This is a genomic window from Pseudomonas sp. GW821-FHT07F01 (genome assembly GCF_059418825.1).
Window position 1 is genome coordinate 172769 of record NZ_JBWKQO010000007.1, and the last position, 23007, is coordinate 195775.

At 62.8% G+C, this 23007-nt stretch carries 19 protein-coding genes and 1 CRISPR repeat array; of the genes, 7 read left to right on the forward strand and 12 right to left on the reverse strand.

Annotated elements, in window-relative coordinates; genetic code table 11:
• The first annotated feature begins 55 nt into the window (after window positions 1-55).
• Window positions 56-383: direct repeats of the CRISPR family, unit length 28 nt; unit sequence GTTCACTGCCGTGTAGGCAGCTAAGAAA.
• A 111-nt stretch (window positions 384-494) separates the two neighbouring features.
• Window positions 495-2036 (forward strand): alkaline phosphatase D family protein, encoded by a 1542-nt coding sequence (locus tag AC07R1_RS25860; RefSeq protein ID WP_103289875.1) that lies wholly within the window; start codon window positions 495-497, stop codon window positions 2034-2036.
• Between the two features lie 163 nt (window positions 2037-2199).
• On the opposite strand, the gene AC07R1_RS25865 is transcribed toward AC07R1_RS25860, so the two are convergent.
• Together AC07R1_RS25865 and AC07R1_RS25870 are read right to left on the reverse strand one after the other, a co-directional pair.
• A complete protein-coding gene (locus AC07R1_RS25865; protein ID WP_495111090.1) occupies window positions 2200-4731 on the reverse strand; it encodes a PepSY domain-containing protein in 2532 nt (843 codons plus the stop codon).
• Window positions 4732-4887: 156 nt separating this feature from the next.
• Window positions 4888-7194 carry a TonB-dependent receptor gene (locus AC07R1_RS25870; protein WP_401261491.1) on the reverse strand — a complete coding sequence of 769 codons (2307 nt, stop codon included), beginning with the start codon at window positions 7192-7194 and terminating at the stop codon, window positions 4888-4890.
• A 206-nt stretch (window positions 7195-7400) separates the two neighbouring features.
• On the opposite strand from AC07R1_RS25870, the gene AC07R1_RS25875 reads away from it, so the two are divergent.
• The 4 genes from AC07R1_RS25875 to AC07R1_RS25890 are packed head-to-tail and all read left to right on the forward strand — an operon-like array spanning window position 7401 to window position 9464.
• Complete coding sequence (locus AC07R1_RS25875; RefSeq protein WP_011059221.1) at window positions 7401-8081, forward strand: Fe2+-dependent dioxygenase; 681 nt, start codon at window positions 7401-7403, stop codon at window positions 8079-8081.
• A gap of 3 nt (window positions 8082-8084) precedes the next feature.
• Window positions 8085-8870 carry a tetratricopeptide repeat protein gene (locus AC07R1_RS25880; RefSeq protein ID WP_495111091.1) on the forward strand — a complete coding sequence of 262 codons (786 nt, stop codon included), beginning with the start codon at window positions 8085-8087 and terminating at the stop codon, window positions 8868-8870.
• Between the two features lie 55 nt (window positions 8871-8925).
• Entirely contained in the window at window positions 8926-9189 is a 264-nt protein-coding gene (locus AC07R1_RS25885) for a CopG family ribbon-helix-helix protein (RefSeq protein ID WP_047283908.1), read from the forward strand.
• On the forward strand, window positions 9186-9464 hold the full coding sequence (locus tag AC07R1_RS25890) for a type II toxin-antitoxin system RelE/ParE family toxin (RefSeq protein WP_210672619.1): 279 nt from the start codon (window positions 9186-9188) through the stop codon (window positions 9462-9464). Before AC07R1_RS25885 ends, AC07R1_RS25890 begins: the two co-directional genes overlap by 4 nt.
• Before the next feature lie 70 nt (window positions 9465-9534).
• Here the strand turns inward: AC07R1_RS25890 and AC07R1_RS25895 are convergent, their stop codons facing one another.
• The 5 genes from AC07R1_RS25895 to AC07R1_RS25915 form a co-directional block, all read right to left on the reverse strand.
• Complete coding sequence (locus AC07R1_RS25895; RefSeq protein WP_015634137.1) at window positions 9535-10698, reverse strand: type III PLP-dependent enzyme; 1164 nt, start codon at window positions 10696-10698, stop codon at window positions 9535-9537.
• Window positions 10699-11376: 678 nt separating this feature from the next.
• Window positions 11377-12534: an osmoprotectant ABC transporter ATP-binding protein OsmV gene (locus tag AC07R1_RS25900; protein ID WP_015634138.1), complete on the reverse strand. Its 1158-nt coding sequence runs from the start codon at window positions 12532-12534 to the stop codon at window positions 11377-11379.
• Window positions 12531-13184, reverse strand: a complete 654-nt coding sequence (locus AC07R1_RS25905; protein ID WP_011059225.1) for an ABC transporter permease — start codon at window positions 13182-13184, stop codon at window positions 12531-12533. Before AC07R1_RS25905 ends, AC07R1_RS25900 begins: the two co-directional genes overlap by 4 nt.
• Window positions 13185-13196: 12 nt before the next feature.
• Window positions 13197-14090, reverse strand: a complete 894-nt coding sequence (locus tag AC07R1_RS25910) for a glycine betaine ABC transporter substrate-binding protein (RefSeq protein ID WP_015634139.1) — start codon at window positions 14088-14090, stop codon at window positions 13197-13199.
• Window positions 14091-14114: 24 nt separating this feature from the next.
• Window positions 14115-14831: an ABC transporter permease gene (locus AC07R1_RS25915; RefSeq protein ID WP_011059227.1), complete on the reverse strand. Its 717-nt coding sequence runs from the start codon at window positions 14829-14831 to the stop codon at window positions 14115-14117.
• A gap of 350 nt (window positions 14832-15181) precedes the next feature.
• On the opposite strand from AC07R1_RS25915, the gene AC07R1_RS25920 reads away from it, so the two are divergent.
• Together AC07R1_RS25920 and AC07R1_RS25925 are read left to right on the forward strand one after the other, a co-directional pair.
• Window positions 15182-16765 (forward strand): peptide chain release factor 3, encoded by a 1584-nt coding sequence (locus AC07R1_RS25920; RefSeq protein WP_011059228.1) that lies wholly within the window; start codon window positions 15182-15184, stop codon window positions 16763-16765.
• Window positions 16766-17104: 339 nt separating this feature from the next.
• Entirely contained in the window at window positions 17105-17347 is a 243-nt protein-coding gene (locus AC07R1_RS25925; protein ID WP_015634142.1) for a hypothetical protein, read from the forward strand.
• A gap of 104 nt (window positions 17348-17451) precedes the next feature.
• Here the strand turns inward: AC07R1_RS25925 and AC07R1_RS25930 are convergent, their stop codons facing one another.
• The 5 genes from AC07R1_RS25930 to AC07R1_RS25950 form a co-directional block, all read right to left on the reverse strand.
• On the reverse strand, window positions 17452-18423 hold the full coding sequence (locus AC07R1_RS25930) for a peptide ABC transporter ATP-binding protein (RefSeq protein ID WP_011059230.1): 972 nt from the start codon (window positions 18421-18423) through the stop codon (window positions 17452-17454).
• On the reverse strand, window positions 18423-19391 hold the full coding sequence (locus AC07R1_RS25935) for an ABC transporter ATP-binding protein (RefSeq protein ID WP_011059231.1): 969 nt from the start codon (window positions 19389-19391) through the stop codon (window positions 18423-18425). Before AC07R1_RS25935 ends, AC07R1_RS25930 begins: the two co-directional genes overlap by 1 nt.
• 10 nt (window positions 19392-19401) lie before the next feature.
• On the reverse strand, window positions 19402-20313 hold the full coding sequence (locus AC07R1_RS25940; protein WP_011059232.1) for an ABC transporter permease subunit: 912 nt from the start codon (window positions 20311-20313) through the stop codon (window positions 19402-19404).
• An 11-nt stretch (window positions 20314-20324) separates the two neighbouring features.
• The gene (locus AC07R1_RS25945) at window positions 20325-21335 is read right to left on the reverse strand and encodes an ABC transporter permease subunit (protein ID WP_011059233.1); all 1011 of its coding nucleotides are present in this window, start codon (window positions 21333-21335) and stop codon (window positions 20325-20327) included.
• Window positions 21336-21408: 73 nt separating this feature from the next.
• Complete coding sequence (locus tag AC07R1_RS25950; RefSeq protein ID WP_011059234.1) at window positions 21409-23004, reverse strand: ABC transporter substrate-binding protein; 1596 nt, start codon at window positions 23002-23004, stop codon at window positions 21409-21411.
• Window positions 23005-23007 lie beyond the last annotated feature (3 nt).

Here is a 23007-nt window from a genome sequence, read left to right on the forward strand (position 1 = left end):
CTGCCGTGTAGGCAGCTAAGAAAGCTGAAGCCGCCCGCGCTGGAACGCCCACGAGGTTCACTGCCGTGTAGGCAGCTAAGAAATCCTGGGCCCTGGCCGCGTCAATGGCCTCGTCGTTCACTGCCGTGTAGGCAGCTAAGAAAAAGTGGTGCAGTGAGTGTCTTCTACGACAATAGTTCACTGCCGTGTAGGCAGCTCAGAAATGGGAGAATGCGAAGAGCTTGAAGAGGTGCGAGTTCACTGCCGTGTAGGCAGCTCAGAAATGCACCAGGGCGAGTACGCCGAGGCCTTCGAGGTTCACTGCCGTGTAGGCAGCTAAGAAATTGAGTGGCACGGTTGTTGGAATCGCGGATGTGTTCACTGCCGTGTAGGCAGCTAAGAAAACACGCGTGAGTATCATGCTTAATCCAGGTCGCAGCTCGCCACCGCTCTGTCACACCCCCTTCATCCCCACTGTCTAAGGTGTGCTTTTTGACCATTGTCAGGGAGTCACCATGAGCGAGTTCAACCTCGGCCGTCGTCGGATCATGCAAATCGCCGGGGCGGGGCTGTTGCTGCCGAGCCTGGCGCCGGCGGTGATCGCTTCGGTCAAGGATCGGCCGCAGCTCACCGACGGGGTGCAGTCCGGGGATCTGCTGGGGGATAAGGCGATGATCTGGAGCCGCAGCGATCGTCCGGCGCGGATGGTGGTGGAGTGGGACACGCGAAGCATGTTCAGCAACCCTCGGCGTTTCATCTCGCCCCTGGCCGATGCGCGGACCGACTTCACGGCGCGGGTGGAGTTGACCGGGCTGCCGGCCAACCAGGCGATCTTCTATCGGGTGACCTTCGAGGATGCCCAGTCCGGTGTGGCCAGCGAACCCTGGTTCGGCCACTTGCGCAGTGCGCCTTCGCAACGCCGGGACATCCGTTTTGTCTGGAGCGGCGACACGGTAGGGCAGGGCTTCGGCATCAACCCGGATATCGGCGGCATGCGCATCTACGAGGCAATGCGTCTGCGCCTGCCGGACTTCTTTATCCACAGCGGCGACACCATCTACGCCGACGGCCCGGTGCCGGCGCAGTTGACCGTGGAAGACGGGCGCATCTGGCGCAACCTCACCACCGAGGCCAAGAGCAAAGTGGCCGAGACCCTCGACGAATACCGGGGCAACTACCGCTACAACCTGATGGACGAAAACCTGCGCCGCTTCAACGCCGAGGTGCCGCAGATCTGGCAGTGGGACGACCATGAGGTGGTCAATAACTGGTCGCCGAGCAAGCAGCTGGACGAACGTTACGTGGTCAAGGACATCCAGACCCTGGTGGGCCGCGCGCGCCAGGCCTGGCTGGAGTATTCGCCCATGCGCCGGCAGAGCGCCGATGGCGGCGGGCGCATCTATCGCAAGCTCAGCTATGGGCCGTTGCTGGATGTGTTCGTGCTGGACATGCGCAGCTATCGCGGCCCCAACGATGACAACCTCGGCGGCGAGAAACCCTTCCTCGGCCGCGAGCAACTGGATTGGCTGAAGCGTGAGCTCAAGGACTCCTCGGCTCAGTGGAAAGTGGTGGCGGCGGACATGCCCATTGGCCTGGGCGTGCCCGATGGCGAAGTCAGCCCCGGGGTGGCGCGCTGGGAGGCGATCGCCAACGGCGACCCGGGCCCGGCCCAGGGCCGCGAGCTGGAGATTGCCGAGCTGCTGGCGTATTTGCGCAAGCATCAGGTGCGCAACCATGTGTGGCTGACGGCGGACGTGCACTACTGCGCGGCCCACCACTACCACCCGGATCGGGCGGCGTTCCAGGATTTCGAGCCGTTCTGGGAGTTTGTCGCCGGCCCCCTGAACGCCGGGAGTTTCGGGCCCAATGTGCTGGATAAAACCTTCGGCCCGGAAGTGGTGTTCCAGAAGGCGCCGCCAGCGCAGAACACTTCACCCTTTGCCGGCTTCCAGTTCTTTGGCGAAGTGCAGATCGATGGGCAGACGGCAGAGCTGAAGGTGATCCTGCGGGACCTGGATGGCGTGGCGGTGTACGAGCACAACCTGCAACCGGCGTAACCATCCCCGCCAACGTCCCGTCCCGTAGGAGCCGGCTTGCCGGCGAATAGGGCCCGTGAGCCTTGCGCTGTTCTGAAGGGCGCCTTCGCTGGCAAGCCAGCTCCTACGGAGGGTGCGGCACGATTGATGTAGGAGCCGGCTTGCCGGTGAAGCGTCTGACGCCTCAGTAAACGTCGCGGCGGTAGCGCCCCTGTTCAATCAGGCGTTCGACGTGGTCTGCGCCCAGTACCTCGATGAGCACCTGATCCACTCCCGACGCCATGCCCTGCAAGCTGCCGCAGATGTAGATCGCGGCGCCATCGTCCAGCCATTTTTTCAGCTCGTCCGCCGCCTGGCGCAGGCGGTCCTGGACGTAGATCTTCTCGGTCTGGTCCCGGGAGAACGCCAGCTCCAGGCGGCTCAGGTCGCCCCGGGTGCGCCATTCCTGCAGTTCATCCTTGAAGTAGAAATCATGCTCGGCATTGCGCTCGCCAAAGATCAGCCAGTTGCGTTGCTGGCCCTCGGCGATCCGCGCCTTGAGCAGGCTGCGCAAGCCCGCCAGCCCGGTGCCGTTGCCCAGCAGAATCAGCGGGCAAGGTTCGGCCGGCAGGTGGAAGCCGCTGTTGCGCCGTACCCGCAGGCTGATGCTCGAACCCACCGCAGCATGCTCGGTGAGCCAGCCGGAACCGATCCCCAGGCTGCCGTCGGCGTGGCGTTCCTGGCGTACCAGCAGCTCCAGGCAACCGTCGGCGGCAATCGAGGCGATGGAGTATTCGCGCATGCTCAGGGGCACCAGGGCATCCACCAGGGCCTGGGCGTGCAGGCCCACCAGGTGGGTGCGGTTTTCTGGTAGCTGGCGGCTGCCCAAGGCTTGTTCCAGGCTCTCTTCCAGGCCGTCGAGCTGGACCCTGGCCTCGCCGGAAAGCCCCAGGCCGTCGAGGAAGTATTCGACCATCCACGAGCTGTTGCGCGGCATGACTTCCACCAGGTCACCAGCCAGCCAGCTGCTGGCGCTGGGGGCCAGCAGTTGCAGCAGGTAGACCCCGGAGCCGCTGCTGTCGGGGTTGAGCAGGGTGCGGCTCTTCAGGGTCCAGTTGTCGAAGGCCGGGGCCTGCCACAGGTCTACCGGGGCATGGCCGGTGAGCTGGCCCAGTTGCTGCTGCCAGTGGCGCAGGGCGTAGCTGTCGCCGCTGTCCACCTCGATGGGGGCGAACAGGGTGCTGCCGCCCTGGTTCGACAGCCAGTCGTGCAGGCGTCGGGCAAAGCCGCAGAAGTGCTGGTACTGGCGGTCGCCCAGGCCGAGCACGGCGTATTGCAGGCCTTGCAGCGACAGCTCGCGGCCCAGCAGCTTGCGCTCGAAGCCGCGGGCGCTGTCCGGTGCTTCGCCGTCGCCAAAGGTGCTGACCACGAACAGCGCGCGCTGGGCGTCACGCAGGTCCTGTTCGCTGAGATTGCTCAGCGGCTGGACCTTGGTCGCCACCCCGGCAGCCTGCAATTGCCCGGCGGTCTGCCAGGCCAGCTGCTCGGCAAAGCCGCTCTGGCTGGCGAAGCCGATCAGCCACGCCGAGCCGTCGGGGGCGGTACTTTCCAGGCCCTGGCGGGCCTGCTTGATCTGGCGCTTCTTGCGTCGGCGATCCAGGTACAGCAGCCAGCCGGTGACGAAGAACAGCGGCATGGTCAAGGAGGCCAGGGTCAGCAGGATGCGCCCCACCAGGCCAAAGTAGCTGCCCACGTGCAGTGCGTAGACGCTAGTGAGCAACTGCGACTTGAGGCTCTTGTCGGCGTAGCGGTCATGACGGCTGATCACCCCGGTGGCCGGGTCCAGGGTCAGTTGGTTCAGCGCCCGTTCGTGGGGGGAGTTCTTGAGCAGGTAGAACACGGTCGCCGGCTGCCCGGCCACGGCAGGCATACGGATGTTGTAGGCATTGAGGTCCTTGCCGGCGGCGCTGTAGATGCTGCTCCACATGGCGTTGTAGTCCGCCACCGGGGCCGGGCCCTTGGGCGGTGGGCCACCGCGGCCGCCACGCTGGCGTTCGCTGTGTGGCGCATCGGAGAGCAGCTTGGTCAGGCCCTCCCGGTACCAATCGTAGGACCAGTACAGGCCGGTGAGGGCGAACAGCAGGTAGAACAGCAGGCACCAGGTGCCGAACACGGCGTGCAGGTCCCAGTTGAAGCCGCGGCCTTTCTTGGCCCAGTCCAGGGTCAGCCACACCCGCCAGTTGCCGACCTGGCGCGGCCAGCGCAGGTACAGCCCGGACAGGCAGAAGAAGATCAGGATCAGGGTGCAGGCGCCGGTGATCTGCCGGCCGGTGTCGCCGATGGCCAGGAAGCGGTGCAATTGCAGCATGAGGCCGAAGAAGTCCTGGCCGACGGCGTCGCCCATGAACTCGCCGGTATAGGGGTCGAAGTAGCGCATCTGGCCACGGCGTTCCCCCGGCGGCGGGGTGAAGAACACCCGCGCGGCGTTGCCGCTGTCGGTCTCGACCCAGAGCATGGACACCGTCTTGCCTTCGGCGGCCTGGATTTTTTCCACCAGTTCGGCGGGCGGCAGCACCCCGGCGGGGAGCTTGTCGACTTGCAGCACCGATGGATTGAGGGCGCGCAGGATTTCGTCCTGGAACGACACGGTCGCCCCGGTGATGCCCATCAGGGCCAGGATCAGCCCCGCGCTGATGCCGAAGAACCAGTGCAGCTGGAACAGGGTTTTCTTCAACACGTCACTCGCCTTGTTCGTCCAGAGAGAGGAAACACGGCGCGCATTATGCCGTGTGTTGTCGAGAAGCATTCGTTTTTACATGCAAAAGCCCCAGGCACTGAAATGCGTGGGGCTTGGGCGCCTGTGGCCGTGGCCACAGGAAGGTCTTGCGCTGGATCAGAAGTGGAAGCTGGTGGTCAGCAGCGCGGTACGACCGGCCGCCTGGTTGGCGAAGTGCGCCGCGTAGGCCTTGTCGTAGTAGGTCTTGTCGGTCAGGTTCTGCACGTTCAACTGCAGGTCGACGTTCTTGGTCAGCTTGTAGCTGGCCATGGCGTCGTAGCGGGTGTAGGACGGCACGTACAGGCTGTTGTTGTTATCGCCCCAGACCTTGTCGACGTAGAAGGCGCCACCACCGATGGTCAGCTTCTGGGTCAGGTTATAGGTGGTCCACAGGCTGAAGCTGTTTTTCGGCGTATTTGGCAATTCATTGCCCTTGGCCGGGTTGGCGAGGCCACTGACTTTACCGCTGCGATCACCGCTGGCGCCCGGATCGACGATGGTGCTGTCCAGGTAGCTGTAGCCGGCGAACACTTGCCACTTGTCGGTCAGCTTGCCGCTCGCAGTCAGCTCAAGGCCGTCAACTCGGGTCTTGCCGGCGTTTTCGTAGGTGTAGTTGCTGCTCAGGACCCGGGTGTTTTCCTTTTCGGTACGGAAGATCGCACCGGTCAGTGCCAGGCGGTCGTTGAACAGGTCCCACTTGGTGCCGATCTCGTAGTTGACGGTTTCCTCGGGCTTCATGTCGCTGACGATGCTGGTCGGCGTGCCGGAAGTGGTGGCAAACGGGTTGGTCTCGGCGCCGTTGTCCAGGGTGCTGCCGACCGGTGTAGCCGAGGTGGCATAGGAGATATAGACGCTGCCGTTGTCCTGCGGCTTCCATACCAGGCCCAGTTGGCCTGTCACGAATTCGCTGGTGTCCTCGGCCTTGAAGGTGGTGGTGCGCGCGGTGTTCTTGGTCTTGGCCTGGGTTTCGAAGTGGTCGTAGCGCAGGCCCATGTTGACCAGCCACTGCGGGGTCAGCTCCAGAGTGTCGGCAAAGTAGATGGCCCGGGTGGTGCCTTCGGTGTCGGTGCCCGCGTAGTTGCGGCTGATGGTGCCGGCATAGGCGTCATCCGGAGTCGGATTCGACAGCGAGGTACAAACGCCAGCAGGCTGCGGCACGTTGCACTTGATATTGGCGTTGTTGGAAACGGTGTAGCCACTTTTGCTCGAGGACTCGTCGGACAGTTCGATGCCGGCGGAGAAGTTGTTCTTGAAGCCGCCCAGCACGAACTCACCATACAGATCGGTCTGGTTGGTGGTGGTGTCGGTGTTCGACACCCGGGTGTTGGCCCGGCGCCAGACGGTGCCACTGCGCACGTTGCCCTGGCTGTCGTCCGGCTGGGTCAGGATGTAGTCCTGCATGCTGGTGCCGTGACGGAAAGTGTTCTTCAGGGTCAGCGAGTCATTCAGGTCGTGCTCAATGGCGAAGGTCGCGGTGTCCACGCGGGACTTGCGGAAGTCGCGGTCGGTCAGGCCATAGAAGTTGCTGCTGTCGCCGCCGTTGACCGGTTTGTCCGGATGGGCCGCGGTGTGGGCGGTGCCCATGGAATAGCCGTAGGGAATGCCCGAGTCCGGCAGGTCATCGCTTTCCAGGTGGTAGTAATCGAGGAATACCCGGGTGTCGGTGCCTAGGCCGAAGGCCAGGGACGGGGCGATGCCCCAGCGGTCGTAGTTGACCTTGTCTCGTCCGGCGACGTTGCTTTCATGGCTCATCAGGTTCAGACGGCCGGCGGCGGTATCGCTGAACTGGTAGTTGCCATCCAGGGTGTAGCGCTGGGTCTGATCGGAGCCCCAGGTGAAGCCACCGTCCAGGGAGTTGCCCAGGTGCGCCTTCTTGCTCACCAGGTTGATGCTGCCGCCAGCGGCGCCACGGCCGCCCATGGCCGAGTTAGGGCCTTTGCTGACTTCGATGTTTTCAACTGCGAAGACTTCGCGGCTTTGGGCACCTGTGTCGCGAACGCCGTCCAGGTAGGTGTCACTTTGGGCGTCGAACCCCCGGATGAACGGACGGTCGCCCTGGGGGTTGCCGCCCTCACCGGCACCGAAGGTGATACCGGGCACGGTACGCAGGGCGTCCTGCAGCGAGGTGGCCGCGGTGTCCTTGAGTACTTGCTGTGGCACCACGGTCACCGAGCGTGGGGTGTTCACCAGCGGCGCGGTGTACTTTTTCGAGGAGGAGCTTTCGACCTTGTAGGACGTCTGGTCCTGGGCCTCACCGGTAATGCTGGTGGCTTCCAGGGCAATGGCTTTGCCCGAAGTCTTCTGCTGAGTCTCTTCAGCCGCCTGGACCATATGGCCTGCGGAGCCGGCGGTGATCGCCACGCCAATTGCAGACGCCAGCAGGCGTGGTGAACTGACAGCGGATGGTGGTTGTTGGCGTGACATGTTTTTCCCCTCCCCAAGGATTTGAGGCGGCGGAATATAGGGGAAAGAAACATTTGTTATCAATTGCGAAATATTGCTATTCGCACTTAATTTACATTCTTTACAATTTGCCTTTACGGTTTTTACGTTCTCATGCGTCCCGGGGTTTTACACAGTCAATAAGAATCAATATCATTGACGGCCTTTCGCTCTGCAGGTACCTGGCCATGTTGCTGCACATCCCTGGCGTGTTCACCCGTGACGAGGTCGGGCGCATCCGTGAAGCCCTGGAACAGGCGGACTGGGCGGACGGCAAGATCACCGCCGGTTACCAGTCGGCCAAGGCCAAGCACAACCTGCAACTGCCGGAAGGCCACCCGCTGGCCCAGGAGATCGGCGCGGCGATGCTCGATCGCCTGTGGCAGAACCCGCTGTTCATGTCCGCCGCCTTGCCGCACAAGGTGTTTCCGCCGCTGATCAACTGCTACACCGCCGGCGGCAGTTTCGATTTTCATATCGACAACGCGGTGCGCCAGCCCAAGGGCAGCCCGGAGCGGGTGCGTACGGACCTGTCGTCGACCCTGTTCTTCAGCGACCCCGAGGATTACGAAGGCGGCGAGCTGGAGATCCAGGACACCTTCGGCCTGCAGCGGGTCAAGCTGCCGGCGGGGGACATGGTGCTGTATCCAGGCACCAGCCTGCACAAGGTCAACCCGGTGACCCGGGGCGCTCGCTACGCCTCATTCTTCTGGACCCAGAGCCTGGTGCGCGAAGATAGCCAGCGCGCCTTGCTGTTCGAGATGGACGGCGCGATCCAGGAGCTGACCCGGGACGTGCCCGACCATCCTTCGCTGGTCCGCCTGACCGGCACCTACCACAACCTTCTGCGTCGCTGGGTCGAGGTGTAAGCCGTGACTTTTCAACTTCGTCGCGAGGAACTCCTCGACGGCGCGCAACTGAGCGCCATGCTTGAAGAGAGCCCGGCCCGCGCCGCCCAGGCGGTGCTGGCGGCTGCTTCCGAGGGCCTGCTGGACGCCCAGGCGCTGCTGGGGCAGATCCTCCTCGACGGTCGCGGCATCCAGCAGGATCAACCCCTGGCGGTGCGCTGGTTCGAGATCGCCGCACAACGCGGGCACCTGATGGCGCGCAACATGCTCGGGCGCTGCCATGAGCACGGCTGGGGTTGCCCGGCGGATGCCGCCCGCGCGGCCGGGCACTATCGCCTGGCTGCCGAAGCGGGGCTGGACTGGGGGCTGTACAACTACGCCAACCTGTTGGCCACCGGTCGCGGCGTGGTGCAGAACCATGCCTTGGCCCTGGCCTGCTACCGTCGTGCGGCGGACCTTGGCCATGCCAAATCGATGAACCTGCTGGGGCGCTACCTGGAGGAGGGGCTGGTGTGCCAGGCCGACCTTGAAGCGGCGCGGGACTGGTACCGGCGCTCGGCCGAAGGCGGGGATTTTCGCGGGCAGTTCAGCCATGCGGCGGTGCTGGCCGATGCCGGGCGTATCGACGAAGCCGTGGCGTGGCTGCAACGGGCTCTGGCCGGTGGCAACCTGAATTTCCTCCGGGTGGCATGCGCCGCGCTGCTCAAGGCCACGCACCCCGAGATTCGCGACCTGGCCCAGGTCTATCAGCGGCGCGCAGCGCAATTGGGTGACGAACGGGATGGAGAGCGGCTTGCTGTGTTGTCTTAAATCACTATGATTCAAAGCTAATCGCTTTTAATCATTCTGATGCAGGTCTTGCCTTATGCCCGCGACAAAAGTACTGACCGCTCACATTCCCTTGGACCTGGCTGATAAGGTCGATCAACTTGCTTCTCGCCTGGAACGCTCCCGGGCCTGGGTCGTGAAGCAGGCGTTGGTGGCCTGGGTTGACCAGGAAGAAGAGCGCCGTCGACTGACGCTTGAGGCCTTGGCAGATGTCGATGCTGGAAGGGTTGTCGATCATCAGTCAGTGTTGGCTTGGGCGCAGAGTCTGTCTGGCGACAACCCTCTGCCCTTACCAAAATGAGACAGCTGAAATGGACGAGCAAGGCCCTATCCGATCTGGCTCGGCTTTTTGAGTTTCTCGCCCAGGCCAATCGTTCTACTGCTGCTCGGACCGTGCAATCGCTGGTGCAGGCTCCAGATGCTCTTCTATCTAACCCTCGATTGGGAGAGCAGTTGGAGGAATTCAAGCCGAGGGATGTTCGACGATTGCTGGTGGGGCATTACGAGATGCGTTATGAGATTCAAGGCATGGCCTTGTCCATCCTGCATATTTGGCATGTCCGGGAAGATCGTTGAATCACTGAACCGCGCGCACAAAAAAGCCCATGACAAGTCATGGGCTTTTTCTTGCAGCTAGCTGCCGTCTTTAAACGTAGAAGGCCTTCAGCGGCGGGAAGCCGTTGAATTCCACCGCGCTGTAGCTGGTGGTGTAGGCGCCGGTGGACAGCCAGTACAGGCGGTCGCCGATGGCCAGGTTCAGTGGCAGGCCGTACTTGTAGTTCTCGTACATGATGTCGGCGCTGTCGCAGGTCGGGCCGGCGATCACCACTTCTTCCACTTCACCTTTCTTCTCGGTCCAGATCGGGAACTTGATGGACTCGTCCATGGTTTCGATCAGGCCGGAGAACTTGCCCACGTCGGTGTACACCCAGCGCTCGACGGCGGTGCGGGATTTGCGCGCCACCAGTACTACTTCGCTGACCAGGATGCCGGCGTTGGCGATCAGCGAACGGCCTGGCTCGAGGATGATTTCCGGCAGGTCGTCGCCGAAGTCTTCCTTGAGGAAGCGGATGATTTCCTCGGCATAGGTTTCCAGGCTGTTGGTGCGGGTGATGTAGTTGGCCGGGAAGCCGCCACCCATGTTGATCAGCTTCAGCTCGATACCGTCTTCTTCCTTGAGGCGCTCGAAGATCACCTTGACCTTGGCAATGGCGGCGTCCCAGACGCTGATGTCGCGCTGTTGCGAACCCACGTGGAACGACACACCGTAAGGCACCAGGCCCAGGTCGCGAGCGAGGATCAGCAGGTCCATGGCCATGTCGGTCTGGCAGCCGAACTTGCGCGACAGCGGCCAGTCGGCGGTGGTGGAGCCTTCGGTGAGAATGCGCACGTAGACTTTCGAACCCGGTGCGGCCTTGGCGATGTTGCGCAGGTCGGCCTCGGAGTCGGTGGCGTACAAGCGCACGCCCTTGTCATAGAAGTAGCGGATGTCCTTGGACTTCTTGATGGTGTTGCCGTAGCTAATGTTGGCCGGGTTGACGCCGCGGCCCAGCACCTTGTCCAGCTCGTAGATCGAAGCGATGTCGAAGCTGGAGCCTTTTTCGTGCAGCAGGTCGATGATCTCGACGGCCGGGTTGGCCTTGACCGCGTAGTAGACCTTGGCGAATTCGAAACCGGCGCGCAGGTCGTCGTAGGCCTGGGAGATCATCTGGGTGTCGATGACCACGAACGGGGTTTCTTGCTGGTCGGCGAAAGACTTCATTTTCTGAAAGGTTTCGCGCGCGAAATAGTCTTCGACGTTAATCGACATGCGTTGGGAACTCCTACTGGCAAACGTTGGTAATCAATGGGTTTAAGGACATGTCATTGATGACAGTGCCTTGTGAACGTCCTCCGTATCCCCACTTTGGTTCGCCTACTTCCCAAGGCATGTCGCCGAAAGCAAAAAGGCCATGGGAAATCTGCCCTTGGCCTTGCTGTCTCGTCGTCAGTACTTGAGCCGGATGGATCGTTTCCAGCATGGACGTTCGGCGCGAACTTTAGGCGGTGAGGGGGCTGAGATCAACAAAAAATGTCGCGTTTTTGCACTTGTCTGACGTGCGTTATCGACACCTCTCTTTGTAGCCGACACAGATGACGGACAGATGTTCCCGAAGAATTCTCGAGTGTTAAAAATACCTGCACGTTCGACGCTTTTGCGTGCCAAGTAGCTGGGAAGTATGAAAGCGTCAACATCGGCGACGTTAGCGGCGAGAGGGCGGTTTGAGGGGGATTTTGGCTGTTTCGGAGGAGGGCGCCGGACAGCTCTGACCGGGGCGGTTGTTGATATTTTTTTCCGGCGTGTGGGTGGGCCAAAAACACCTGGTGGCGAGGGCGCTTGCTCGCGCCGGATGCGCAGCAGCCCCATTCTTTTTGCAAAGAGGGGCCGCTTCACGGTCCCGAGGGAGCAAGCGCCCTCGCCACAGGTTGGTTATTGGCTATTTATTGATCAGGCGACCACTGTTTCAGCCGGCGAGACGATATTGGTCTTCATCCCCCGCGAACGCCCGGAGCTCAGGTAGGCGGCGATGGATTCCTGAGTCACCTCGCCCAGGAACACCCGCTCGGCATCCATCACCGGCAGCCACGAGCGGTTGAACTCGTACATGCGCGACAGAAGAATCCGCAGGTGTTCGTCGTAGGCGGCTGTAGCGTTGAACTCTCGCAGGAACTGGGCGCAGGTGCCGGTCTGACGGTGCAGGTCGCGACGACGTACATAACCCAGAGCCTTGTTCTCGGCACAGGTCACCACCACGTAGCGGCGGTCGTGTTCGTCCATCAGTTCCAGGGCATCGGCTACCGGGGTTTCCGGGCTGACCGACGGGGCGTTGTCTGCCGCGTCTTCGGCCTTGACCAGCAACAGGCGTTTCAAGGTGCTGTCCTGGCCGACGAAGTTGCTGACGAAGTCGTCCGCCGGGTGCGCCAGCAGGGTGTCGGGGTGATCGATCTGCAGCAGCTTGCCGGCACGGAAGATGGCGATCTTGTCCCCCAGCTTGATGGCTTCGTCGATGTCATGGCTGACCATGATCACGGTCTTGTTCAGCGCCCGCTGCATCTCGAAGAATTCGTTCTGGATCATCTCGCGGTTGATCGGGTCCACCGCGCCGAAGGGCTCGTCCATCAGCAGCAGCGGGGCGTCCGCCGCCAGGGCGCGGATCACCCCGATGCGCTGTTGCTGGCCACCGGACAGTTCCCGTGGGTAGCGATGCAGGTACTGCTTGGGTTCGAGCTTGATCATGCTCATCAGCTCGCGGGCCCGGTCGTGGCATTTCTGCTTGTCCCAGCCCAGCAGGCGTGGCACCACCACGATGTTTTCCTCGATGGTCATGTTGGGGAACAGGCCGATCTGCTGGATCACGTAGCCGATGTTGCGGCGCAGGGTCACTTCGTCGAGATCGGTGGTGTCCTCGCCATTGATCAGCACCTTGCCCGAGGTGGGCATGATCAGGCGGTTGATCATTTTCAGCGTGGTGCTCTTGCCGCAGCCGGAGGGCCCGAGGAACACGCAGATCTCGCCTTCATTGACGGTCAGGCTTACCGAGTCGACGGCTTTGACATCCTTGCCGTTGCTGCGAAAGGTCTTGGTCAGGTTTTGAAGTTCGATCATTTCAGGAGTCCTTTTGGAGTCAGCGAGCGTTGCAGCCATTGCAGAAGCAGGTCGGCGAAGATGGCCAGGAGACTGACCAGCACGGCGCCGACGATCAGCATCGACATGTCGCTGCGGCTGATGGAAGCAAGAATGAGTACGCCCAGGCCGCCGGCGCCGATGGTGGCGGCGATGGTCATGACGCCGATGTTCATCACCACGGCGGTGCGTACCCCGGCGAGGATCACCGGCACCGCGATCGGCAACTCGACCATGCGCAGGCGCTGGCCGAAGGTCATGCCGATGCCGCGGGCGGCTTCACGAATGCCCGGTTCGACGCCGGTCAGCGCCAGGTAGGTGTTGCGCATGATCGGCAGCAGGGAATAGAGGAACACCGCGGTGATAGCCGGTAGCGGGCCCAGGCCCTGGCCGAACTTGGAGTAGAACGGCAGCAGCAGGCCGAACAGGGCGATGGACGGAATGGTCAGCAGCACGGTGGCGCTGGCCTGCAGTGGGCCGGCAAGGGTCGGGAAGCGGGTCATCAGCACGCCCAGGGGCACGCCGAAGACGATGGCCAGGGTGACGGCGATGCCCACCAGGGTGATGTGCTGCCAGGTCAGGTGCAGGACCTGGGCCCAATCGAGATGGGAAAAGGCGTTCAGGAATTCCATGTCTTCTCCTCTTTAGTTGATCGGGTGCTGGCGCAGGAAATCTGCGGCCACGGCGGATGGGCTTTCATGGTCGACGTCGACCCGCGCGTTTAGCTGGCGCATGGTTTCGTCGTCGAACAGCGCCGCCAGCGGCTTGAGCTCGGCGGCCAGTTGCGGGTGAGCGTCGAGGTAGGCCTGGCGCACCACCGGAGCGGCGGTGTAGTCCGGGAAGTAGTGCTTGTCGTCCTCCAGCAGTTTGAGCTTGAAGGCATTGAGGCGCCCGTCGGTGGTGTACACCAGGCCGGCGAACACCTGGCCGTTGCGCAGGGCGGTGTAGACCAGGCCGGCGTCCATCTGCCGGGTGTTCTTGCGGGTCAGGGCCATGTCATAGAGCTTGACCATCCCGGCCATGCCGTCGGAGCGGTTGGCGAACTCGGTGTCCAGGGCCACCAGGCGGTTTTCCTTGGTGTTTTCGGCCAGGGCCTGGGTCAGGTCGCTGATGCTATTGATCTGCGGATGTTCCTTGGCCACGTTCTCTGGCAGCGCCAGGGCATAGGTATTGCTGAACTTGGACGGTGACAGCCAGACCAGGCCTTTTTTCGCATCGAGTTCTTTCACCCGGGCGTAGGACTGTTCGCTGTCGAGTTTCTCGTCGATGTGGTTGTAGGCCACCAGCGAGACTCCGGTGTATTCCCAGATCAGGTCCAACTGGCCACTTTCCTGGGCACTGCGGGCCAGGTTGCTGCCCAGGCCCCCGGTGACGCGGGTGTCGTAGCCCTTGCTGCGCAAGTACTGGGAGGTGATCTCCGCCAGCAGGGTCTGTTCGGTGAAGACCCGGGCGCCGATGCGGATCAGCGGTTTTTCCACGGCGTGGGCCAATGTGCTGAAAAGCAGGGCGCAGCCGAGTATCAGGCTTAATTTCTTCATGTCGGTTCCTTGGCTCTGACGGGCTTAAGACGGGCGCAGACCACGTTCCAGCCAAAGTCGGCTGGCCAGGGTCACCAGGCCATCGAGGAGCAAGGCCAGCAGCGCGGTGCAGGCGGCGCCGAGCAGCAGTTGCGGCTGATTGTTCAGGGCGATGCCGGGGAAAATCAGGCTGCCCAGGCTGTTGGCGCCAATCAGGAAGGCCAGGGGCGCGGTGCCGACGTTGATCGCCAGGGCCACCCGCACACCGCCGATGATGATCGGCACGGCATTGGGCAATTCGACTTTCCACAGCACCTGGCGTGGCGTCATGCCGATGCCGACTGCGGCTTCCTTGAGGGAACCCTGGACGTTCTTCAGGCCTTCATAGGTGTTGCGCACGATGGGCAGCAGGGAGGCGAGGAACAGCGCGAAAATGGCCGGGCCACTGCCGATGCCGAGGATCCCCAGAGCGATGGCCAGGACGGCCAGGGGAGGGACGGTGTTACCGATGTTGAACACTTGCATGAAGCGTTCGGCACGTCCGACCATGCTCGGGCGGCTGAGGACGATGCCGGCGGGGATCCCCACCACCAGCGCGGCTAGCATTGAAGCCAGGACCAGGAACAGATGGGCTTGCAGGTAGAACAACAGATCGTCGCGGTAGTGTTCGATCGTAGTGATGCCGATCCAGTGGACCAGCAGGGCCAGGAGGGCGATTACCGCAGCGCCTCCTATCAGCCCTTTGCCATAGCGAATAGCCACAGGCGGACTCCTTTTTGTCGGTCGGCGGGCACTTTCCCGTGTGGCAGGGCCATTCCTGGCTGCCGGGAAAATACGCGCGAAAAGCAGCTCGTCGAGCGCCGGCAGAGCGGCGGGTGAACGGGCCATGAGCGCAGCTTCGTCAAGCTAACTTGCTGATATTTCAGCCCCTGACGACAGTGCGTGACAGGGGAGTGGACGTCTCCACGTTTTAAAAGGTTCCATAATTGGCAGCATTTAGCCACCGTTAATCTGCCGTCCGGTCGCCCGGGCGACGGGGTGAGCTGTGGCCCGCAAGGCTATGTCTGGGCTATAATCTGCGCCCTTTTTTGATCACCGCCAGGCGATTTCCCATGACCCAACAGGCCGCCGAAGTCGCGAAACGCCGCACTTTCGCCATTATTTCCCACCCGGATGCGGGTAAGACCACCATCACCGAGAAGCTGTTGCTGATGGGCAAGGCCATTGCGGTGGCGGGTACCGTCAAATCGCGCAAGTCCGACCGCCACGCCACTTCCGACTGGATGGAGATGGAGAAGCAGCGGGGTATTTCCATTACCACGTCGGTCATGCAGTTCCCCTATCGCGAACACATGATCAACCTGCTGGACACCCCCGGCCACGAAGACTTCTCGGAAGACACCTACCGCACCCTGACTGCCGTGGACTCGGCGCTGATGGTGCTCGACGGCGGTAAGGGCGTAGAGCCACGGACCATCGCCCTGATGGACGTCTGCCGCCTGCGCGATACGCCCATCGTCAGTTTCATCAACAAACTCGACCGCGACATTCGCGACCCGATCGAACTGCTGGACGAAATCGAAGCGGTCCTGAAGATCAAGGCTGCCCCCATCACCTGGCCGATCGGTTGCTACCGCGACTTCAAGGGCGTGTACCACCTGGCCGGCGACTACATCATCGTCTACACCCCGGGCCACGGCCACGAGCGCACCGAAACCAAGATCATCGAAAAGCTCGACTCCGCCGAAGCCAGGGCCCACCTGGGTGACGAGTACGAGCGCTTCATCGAGCAGCTGGAACTGGTGCAGGGCGCCTGCCACGAGTTCAACCAGCAGGAGTTCCTCGACGGCCAGCTGACGCCGGTATTCTTCGGGACCGCGCTGGGCAACTTCGGTGTCGACCACGTGCTCGACGCCGTCGTGGACTGGGCGCCGCTGCCGCTGGCCCGCGTTGCCAACGAGCGCAGCGTGGCCCCCCAGGAAGAGAAGTTCTCGGGCTTCATCTTCAAGATCCAGGCGAACATGGACCCCAAGCACCGCGACCGCATCGCCTTCATGCGTATCTGCTCGGGCAAGTACGAGAAAGGCATGAAGATGCGCCACGTGCGCACTGGCAAGGACGTGCGCATCGGCGACGCCCTGACCTTCTTCTCCTCCGAGCGTGAGCAACTGGAAGAGGCCTATGCCGGCGACATCATCGGCCTGCACAACCACGGCACCATCCAGATCGGCGACACCTTCACCGAAGGCGAGGCGCTGGGCTTCACCGGTATCCCGCACTTCGCCCCGGAGCTGTTCCGCCGTGTGCGTCTGAAGGACCCGCTCAAGTCCAAGCAACTGCGCCAGGGCCTGCAACAGCTGGCCGAAGAAGGCGCGACCCAGGTGTTCTTCCCCGAGCGCAGCAACGACATCATCCTCGGCGCCGTGGGTGTGCTGCAGTTCGACGTGGTGGCCAGCCGCCTGAAGGAGGAATACAAGGTGGAGTGCTCCTACGAGCCGATCACCGTGTGGTCCGCCCGCTGGATCGAATGCAGCGACAAGAAGAAGCTCGAAGAGTTTTCCAACAAGGCGGTGGAAAACCTGGCCCTGGATGGCGGCGGCCACCTGACCTACCTGGCGCCGACCCGGGTCAACCTGGCGCTGATGGAAGAGCGCTGGCCGGACGTGAAATTCCGCGCCACCCGCGAACACCACTAAGTTCGCCGGTCACCCCCGAGCCCCTCTGTGCAGACAGCGGGGCTTTTTTTTGCGCGCAGGATTGGCCTGCCGCCACCCCGTAGGCGCTGGCTTGCCAGCGAAGGCGGCGGACGCTGTTGTGCCTGGCTTGCGGGTTTCTTCGCCGGCAAGCCGGCTCCTACGGATTGTGGTGTTCTTAAGGGAGCGCCGTTAGTCGGAAGGGCTTTGGCAGCTCGGGAATCGATAGGGAGCTATCTGGAAAAGCCGGGATATCACGACTAGGTTTCAGACAGTGCTGTGGCCGCCGCAAGGCTGGCGCGCAGCCATCGATGATTCACCTATGAAAGGATGGAATCGGCTATGAGAATTTTCCAACGCGTTGTGCTGTTGATCAAAGTGCTGGTGATGCTGTCGCTCGGAACCTCGGCGGCCTGGGCCCACAACCTGATGCAGGTGAGCGAGCCGGGTTACTCCTCGAGCCAGAGCGCACCGGTGCAGATGCTTGCCAAGTCCGAATCGGAGCCGGGCGATGAAGGTCAGGGTGGCAGTTCCGGCGATGACGACCAGACCACCGACGAGGATGACGGCGACAGCCAGGGCTAAAAGAAACCCCCGACGACGGACTGATGCGCAATCTGTCGCCGGGGGCGGGTCGAACAAGGTTCAGGCGCTCCCGGAGGCATCCGGGAGCGCCTTTTTCATGGCCGCTACAGCACGAATTGCTCGGCGTAGTGGCAGGCCACCTGGCGGCTGTCGAGCTGGCGCAGGGCCGGCTCTTCAGTGCTGCAACGCTCGGTGGCATAAGGGCAGCGCTTGTGGAAGGCGCAGCCCGGTGGTGGGTTCAGCGGGTTGGGCAGCTCGCCGACGATCTTGATCTTCGGCTTGTCCGGGTCCGGGTGGATGGTTGGTGTCGCCGACAGCAGGGCCTGGGTGTAGGGGTGCAGGGGGCGGGTGTAGATGTCCTCCTTGGGGCCCATTTCCACCGGCCGGCCGAGGTACATCACCAGCACCTGGTCGGCCACGTGGCGCACCACTGCCAGGTTGTGGGAAATGAACACGTAGGCGGTGTTGAATTCCTGCTGCAGGTCCATGAACAGGTTCAATACCTGGGCCTGGATCGATACGTCCAGCGCCGAGGTCGGTTCGTCTGCCACCAGCACCTTGGGCTGCAGCATCATTGCCCGGGCCAGGGCGATACGCTGGCGCTGCCCCCCGGAGAACATGTGCGGGTAGCGCTGGTAATGTTCGGGGCGCAGGCCTACCTGCTTCATCATCGCCTGGACTTTTTCCCGGCGTTCGGCGGCCGACAGCTTGGTGTTGATCAGCAGCGGCTCGGCCAGCTGGTCACCGATCTTCTGCCGCGGGTTGAGCGAGGCATAAGGGCTCTGGAACACCATCTGCACGTCTTTGCGCAGTTGCTTGCGCTGGGCCTTGTCGGCACCGGCGACTTCCTGGCCGGCGATTTTCAGCGAGCCGGAAGACGGTTCCTCGATCAGGGTCAGGGCCCGCGCCAGGGTGGATTTGCCACAGCCGGATTCACCCACCACAGCCAGGGTCTTGCCGGCTTCCAGCTCGAAGGACACGCCGTTGAGTGCGCGCACGGTGGCGTGGCCCTTGAACAGGCCACGGGACACTTCGTAGTGACGGGTGAGGTCGCGGGCGGTAAGAACGACGGCCATTACGCCACCTCCTGATTCAGCGGGTAGAAGCAGCGCACCAGGCTGGCGGCTTTCGGGTCGAGGCTGGGGCGCTGGGCGCGGCAGTTGTCTTGCACGTAGGGGCAGCGCGGCGACAGCAGGCAGCCTTGAGGCCGGTCGTAGCGCCCGGGGACGATGCCCGGCAGGGTCGACAAGCGAGTGGCGCCGAGGCTGTGCTCGGGAATCGCCGCCAGCAGCGCTTCGCTGTAGGGGTGCGCGGGGATATCGAACAGCTCCGGTACCTGGCCCACCTCAACCGCCTGGCCGGCGTACATCACGCACACCCGCTGGGCGGTTTCGGCGACCACGGCGAGGTCGTGGGTGATCAGCACCAGGCCCATGTTCTGCTCTTTCTGCAGGTTCAGCAGCAGGTCCATGATCTGCGCCTGGATGGTCACGTCCAGGGCGGTGGTGGGTTCGTCGGCGATCAGCAGCTTGGGCTCGCCGGCGATCGCCATGGCGATTGCCACCCGCTGGCTCATGCCGCCGGACAGTTGGTGCGGGTAGGCGTCCATGCGGCTGGCGGCGCCGGGGATCTCGACCTTTTCCAGCAGTTCGATGGCGCGCTTGCGTGCGGCCTTGCTGGACATCTTCAGGTGCAGGCGCAGCACTTCCTCGATCTGGAAGCCCACGGTGTAGCTGGGGTTCAACGCGGTCATCGGGTCCTGGAAGACCATGGCCAAGTCCTTGCCGACGATCTGCCGGCGCTGGCGCGCGCTGAGCTTGAGCATGTCGCGGCCGTCGAAGCTTAGGGCATCGGCGGTGACGATGCCGGGGTGCTCGATCAGGCCCATCAGGGCCATCATGGTCACCGATTTGCCGGAGCCGGACTCGCCGACGATGGCCAGCACTTCGCCCTTGTCGACCTTGAGGTCGAGGCCATCGACCACCGGCACCGCAGTGGCGTCGCCGAAACGGACATTGAGATTCTTGATTTCTAGCAGTGACATGGGAATCTCCTCAGGCGGCGTTCTTGAGTTTCGGATCCAGCGCATCGCGCAGGCCGTCGCCCATCAGGTTGATTGCCAGCACGCTGAGCAAAATGGTCAGGCCCGGCAGGCTCACGACCCACCAGGCGCGTTCGATGTAGTCCCGGGCCGAGGCCAGCATGGTGCCCCACTCCGGAGTCGGCGGTTGCACGCCCAGGCCGAGGAAGCCCAGGGCGGCGGCGTCGAGGATCGCCGAGGAGAAGCTCAGGGTGGCCTGGACGATCAGCGGTGCCATGCAGTTGGGCAGCACGGTGATGAACATCAGGCGTGGCAGGCCGGCACCGGCCAGGCGCGCGGCGGTCACGTAGTCGCGGTTGAGTTCGCCCATCACTGCGGCGCGGGTCAGGCGTACATAGGACGGCAGGGACACCACGGCAATGGCGATCACGGTATTGATCAGGCCTGGGCCGAGGATGGCGACGATGGCCACGGCCAGCAGCAGCGATGGCAGGGCCAGCATGATGTCCATCAGGCGCATGATGGTCGGGCCCAGCAAACGCGGGAAGAAGCCGGCGAACAGCCCGAGGAGGATCCCCGGGATCAGCGACATCACCACCGACGACAGGCCGATCAGCAGCGACAGGCGCGAACCCTGGATCAGGCGCGAGAGCAGGTCGCGGCCCAGTTCGTCGGTGCCCAGCAGGAACTGCATCTGGCCGCCTTCGAGCCAGGCCGGAGGGGTCAGCAGGAAGTCGCGGTACTGCTCGCTGGGGTTGTGCGGCGCCACCCAGGGCGCGAACAGTGCGCAGAACACGATCAGCAGCATGAACAGCAGGCCGGCCACCGCGCCCTTGTTGCGGGAGAAGTGCTGCCAGAATTCTTTGTAGACGGACGGATAGAGCAGGCTTTGATCGACTGCTACTGAGGAAGTTGGAGTGCTCATTAGTCTTGATCTCAGCGCTGATGACGGATGCGTGGGTTGGCAAAGCCGTAGAGGATGTCCACCACGAAGTTGACCATGATCACCAGGCAGGCGATCAGCAGGATGCCGTTCTGCACCACGGGATAGTCCCGGGCGCCGATGGCTTCGATCAGCCACTTGCCGATGCCCGGCCAGGAAAAGATGGTTTCGGTCAGGACCGCACCGGCCAGCAGGGTGCCGACTTGCAGGCCGACCACGGTCAGCACCGGAATCAGCGCGTTGCGCAGGCCGTGGACGAACACCACCCGAGCCGGCGACAGGCCCTTGGCCTTGGCGGTACGGATGTAGTCCTCACGCAGCACTTCGAGCATCGAGGAGCGGGTCATCCGCGCGATCACCGCCAGCGGAATGGTGCCCAGCACGATGGCGGGCAGGATCAGGTGCTGCAGCGCGTCGAAGAAGGCGTCGGTGTCTTTGGCCAGCAGGGTGTCGATGAGCATGAAGCCGGTTTTCGGCTCGATGTCGTAGAGCAGGTCGATACGCCCGGAAACCGGGGTCCAGCCCAGGCTTACCGAGAAGAACATGATCAGGATCAGGCCCCACCAGAAGATCGGCATCGAATACCCCGCCAGCGAGATCCCCATTACCCCATGGTCGAACAGCGACCCTCGCTTCAAGGCGGCGATCACCCCGGCCAGCAGGCCGAGCACACCGGCGAACAGCAGGGCAGCCATGGACAGTTCCAGGGTCGCGGGGAACAGCGAGGTGAATTCGCTCCAGACGCTGGTGCGGGTGCGCAGGGACTCGCCCAGGTCGCCGTGGGCCAGCTTGCCGATGTAGTCCAGGTACTGGGCGTACAGCGGCTTGTTCAATCCAAGGCGTTCCATTGCCTGGGCATGCATCTCAGGGTCGACCCGACGCTCGCCCATCATGACTTCCACGGGGTCGCCGGGAATCATGCGTATCAAGGCGAAGGTCAGCAAGGTGATGCCGAAGAATGTGGGTATCAGCAACCCCACACGGCGGGCAATAAAACTAAACATCTTCTGAAGTACCTCAATCAGCCGGTTAGGCGTTCCCGCCATCCTTGGGGTCAAGGACGGCGGGCGTTTCTTATTACTTCACTTGGGTGGTAGCGAAGTTGTTAGTGGTCAGGGGGCTAATGTGATAACCCTCGACGTTCTTGCGCATGGCGGTGAACATTTTCGGATAGGCCATGGGGATCCACGGTTGATCCTGTTCGAAAACCAGCATGGCCTTTTCATAGAGCTCGGCGCGTTTGGCGGGTTCAGCGTCGGAGCGTGCTTCGTCGATCAGATCCTGGAACGTCTTGTTGCACCAGCGGGCGTAGTTTTCGCCGTTTTTCGCCGCGTCACAACTCAGGTTCGGGGTCAGGAAATTGTCCGGATCGCCGTTGTCCCCGGCCCAGCCTGCCGACACCATATCGTGTTCGCCGTTTTTCGCACGCTTGAGCATCTCGCCCCACTCCATCACGCGGATGTCGAGCTTGAGGCCCACCTTGGCCAGGTCGGCCTGCATCATCTGTGCGCCGAGCATCGGGTTGGGGTTGGTCGGGCCGCCGCCGTTGCGGGTGAACAGGGTGATAACCGTACCCTCCGGTACGCCGGCTTCCTTGAGCAGCGCGCGGGCCTTGTCCAGATCCCGGGGCGGGTTCTTCAGGCTGTTGTTGAAGCCCAGCAGGGTCGGCGGATACGGGCCGGTGGCCACCAGGGCGTTGCCCTTGCCGTACAGGCTGTTGACGTAGGCTTCCTTGTCGAAGGCGATGTCGATGGCCTTGCGCACTCGCACGTCGCTCATGTACTTGCGCGTGGTGTTCATGGCGATGTAGCCGGTGGTCATGGCGGCCAGCTCGTCGACCTTGAGGTTGGCGTCGGCCTTGATGCTGGGAATGTCATCGGGCTTGGGGTACAGGGCGATCTGGCATTCGTTGGCCTTGAGTTTCTGCAGGCGCACGTTGTTATCGGTGGTGATCGCCAGCACCAGCGGGTCGGCCGGCGGCTTGCCGCGGAAGTAGTCCGGGTTGGCCTTGAAGCGTACCTGGGCGTCCTTGGCATAGCGGGTGAAGATGAACGGGCCGGTGCCGATGGGCTTGCTGTTGAGCTCAGAGGTCTTGCCTTCCTTGAGCAGCTTGTCGGCGTATTCGGCCGGGAAGATCGACGAGAAGGCCATGGCCACGTCGGCGAGGAAAGGGGCTTCGCGGCGGGTCAGGGTGAAGACCACGGTGTGGTCGTCGATCTTCTCGACGCTTTTCAGCAGTTCCTTGAAGCCCATGCTTTCGAAATAGGGGAAGCCCACGCTGGACTTGTCATGCCAGGGGTGCTTCGGGTCAAGCTGGCGCTGGAAGCTCCAGAGCACGTCGTCGGCGTTCATCTCGCGCGTCGGGGTGAAGTAGTCGGTGCTGTGGAATTTGACGCCCTTGCGCAGATGAAAGGTGTATTGCAGGCCGTCGGGGCTGATGTCCCAGGATTCGGCCAGGGCCGGCTCGATGTCAGTGGTGCCGGGCTTGAAGTCCACCAGGCGGTTGAAGATGGTTTCCGCCACTGCGTCGGCCGTGACTGCAGTCGTGTACTGGACCATATCGAAGCCTTCCGGGCTGGCTTCGGTACAGACCACCAAGGGTTTGGCTGTGGCGCCCAGGGCGACGCTCAGCAGGGCGGCGCCAACGGCCGCTTTCAGGGGAAGCATTTTCATCAG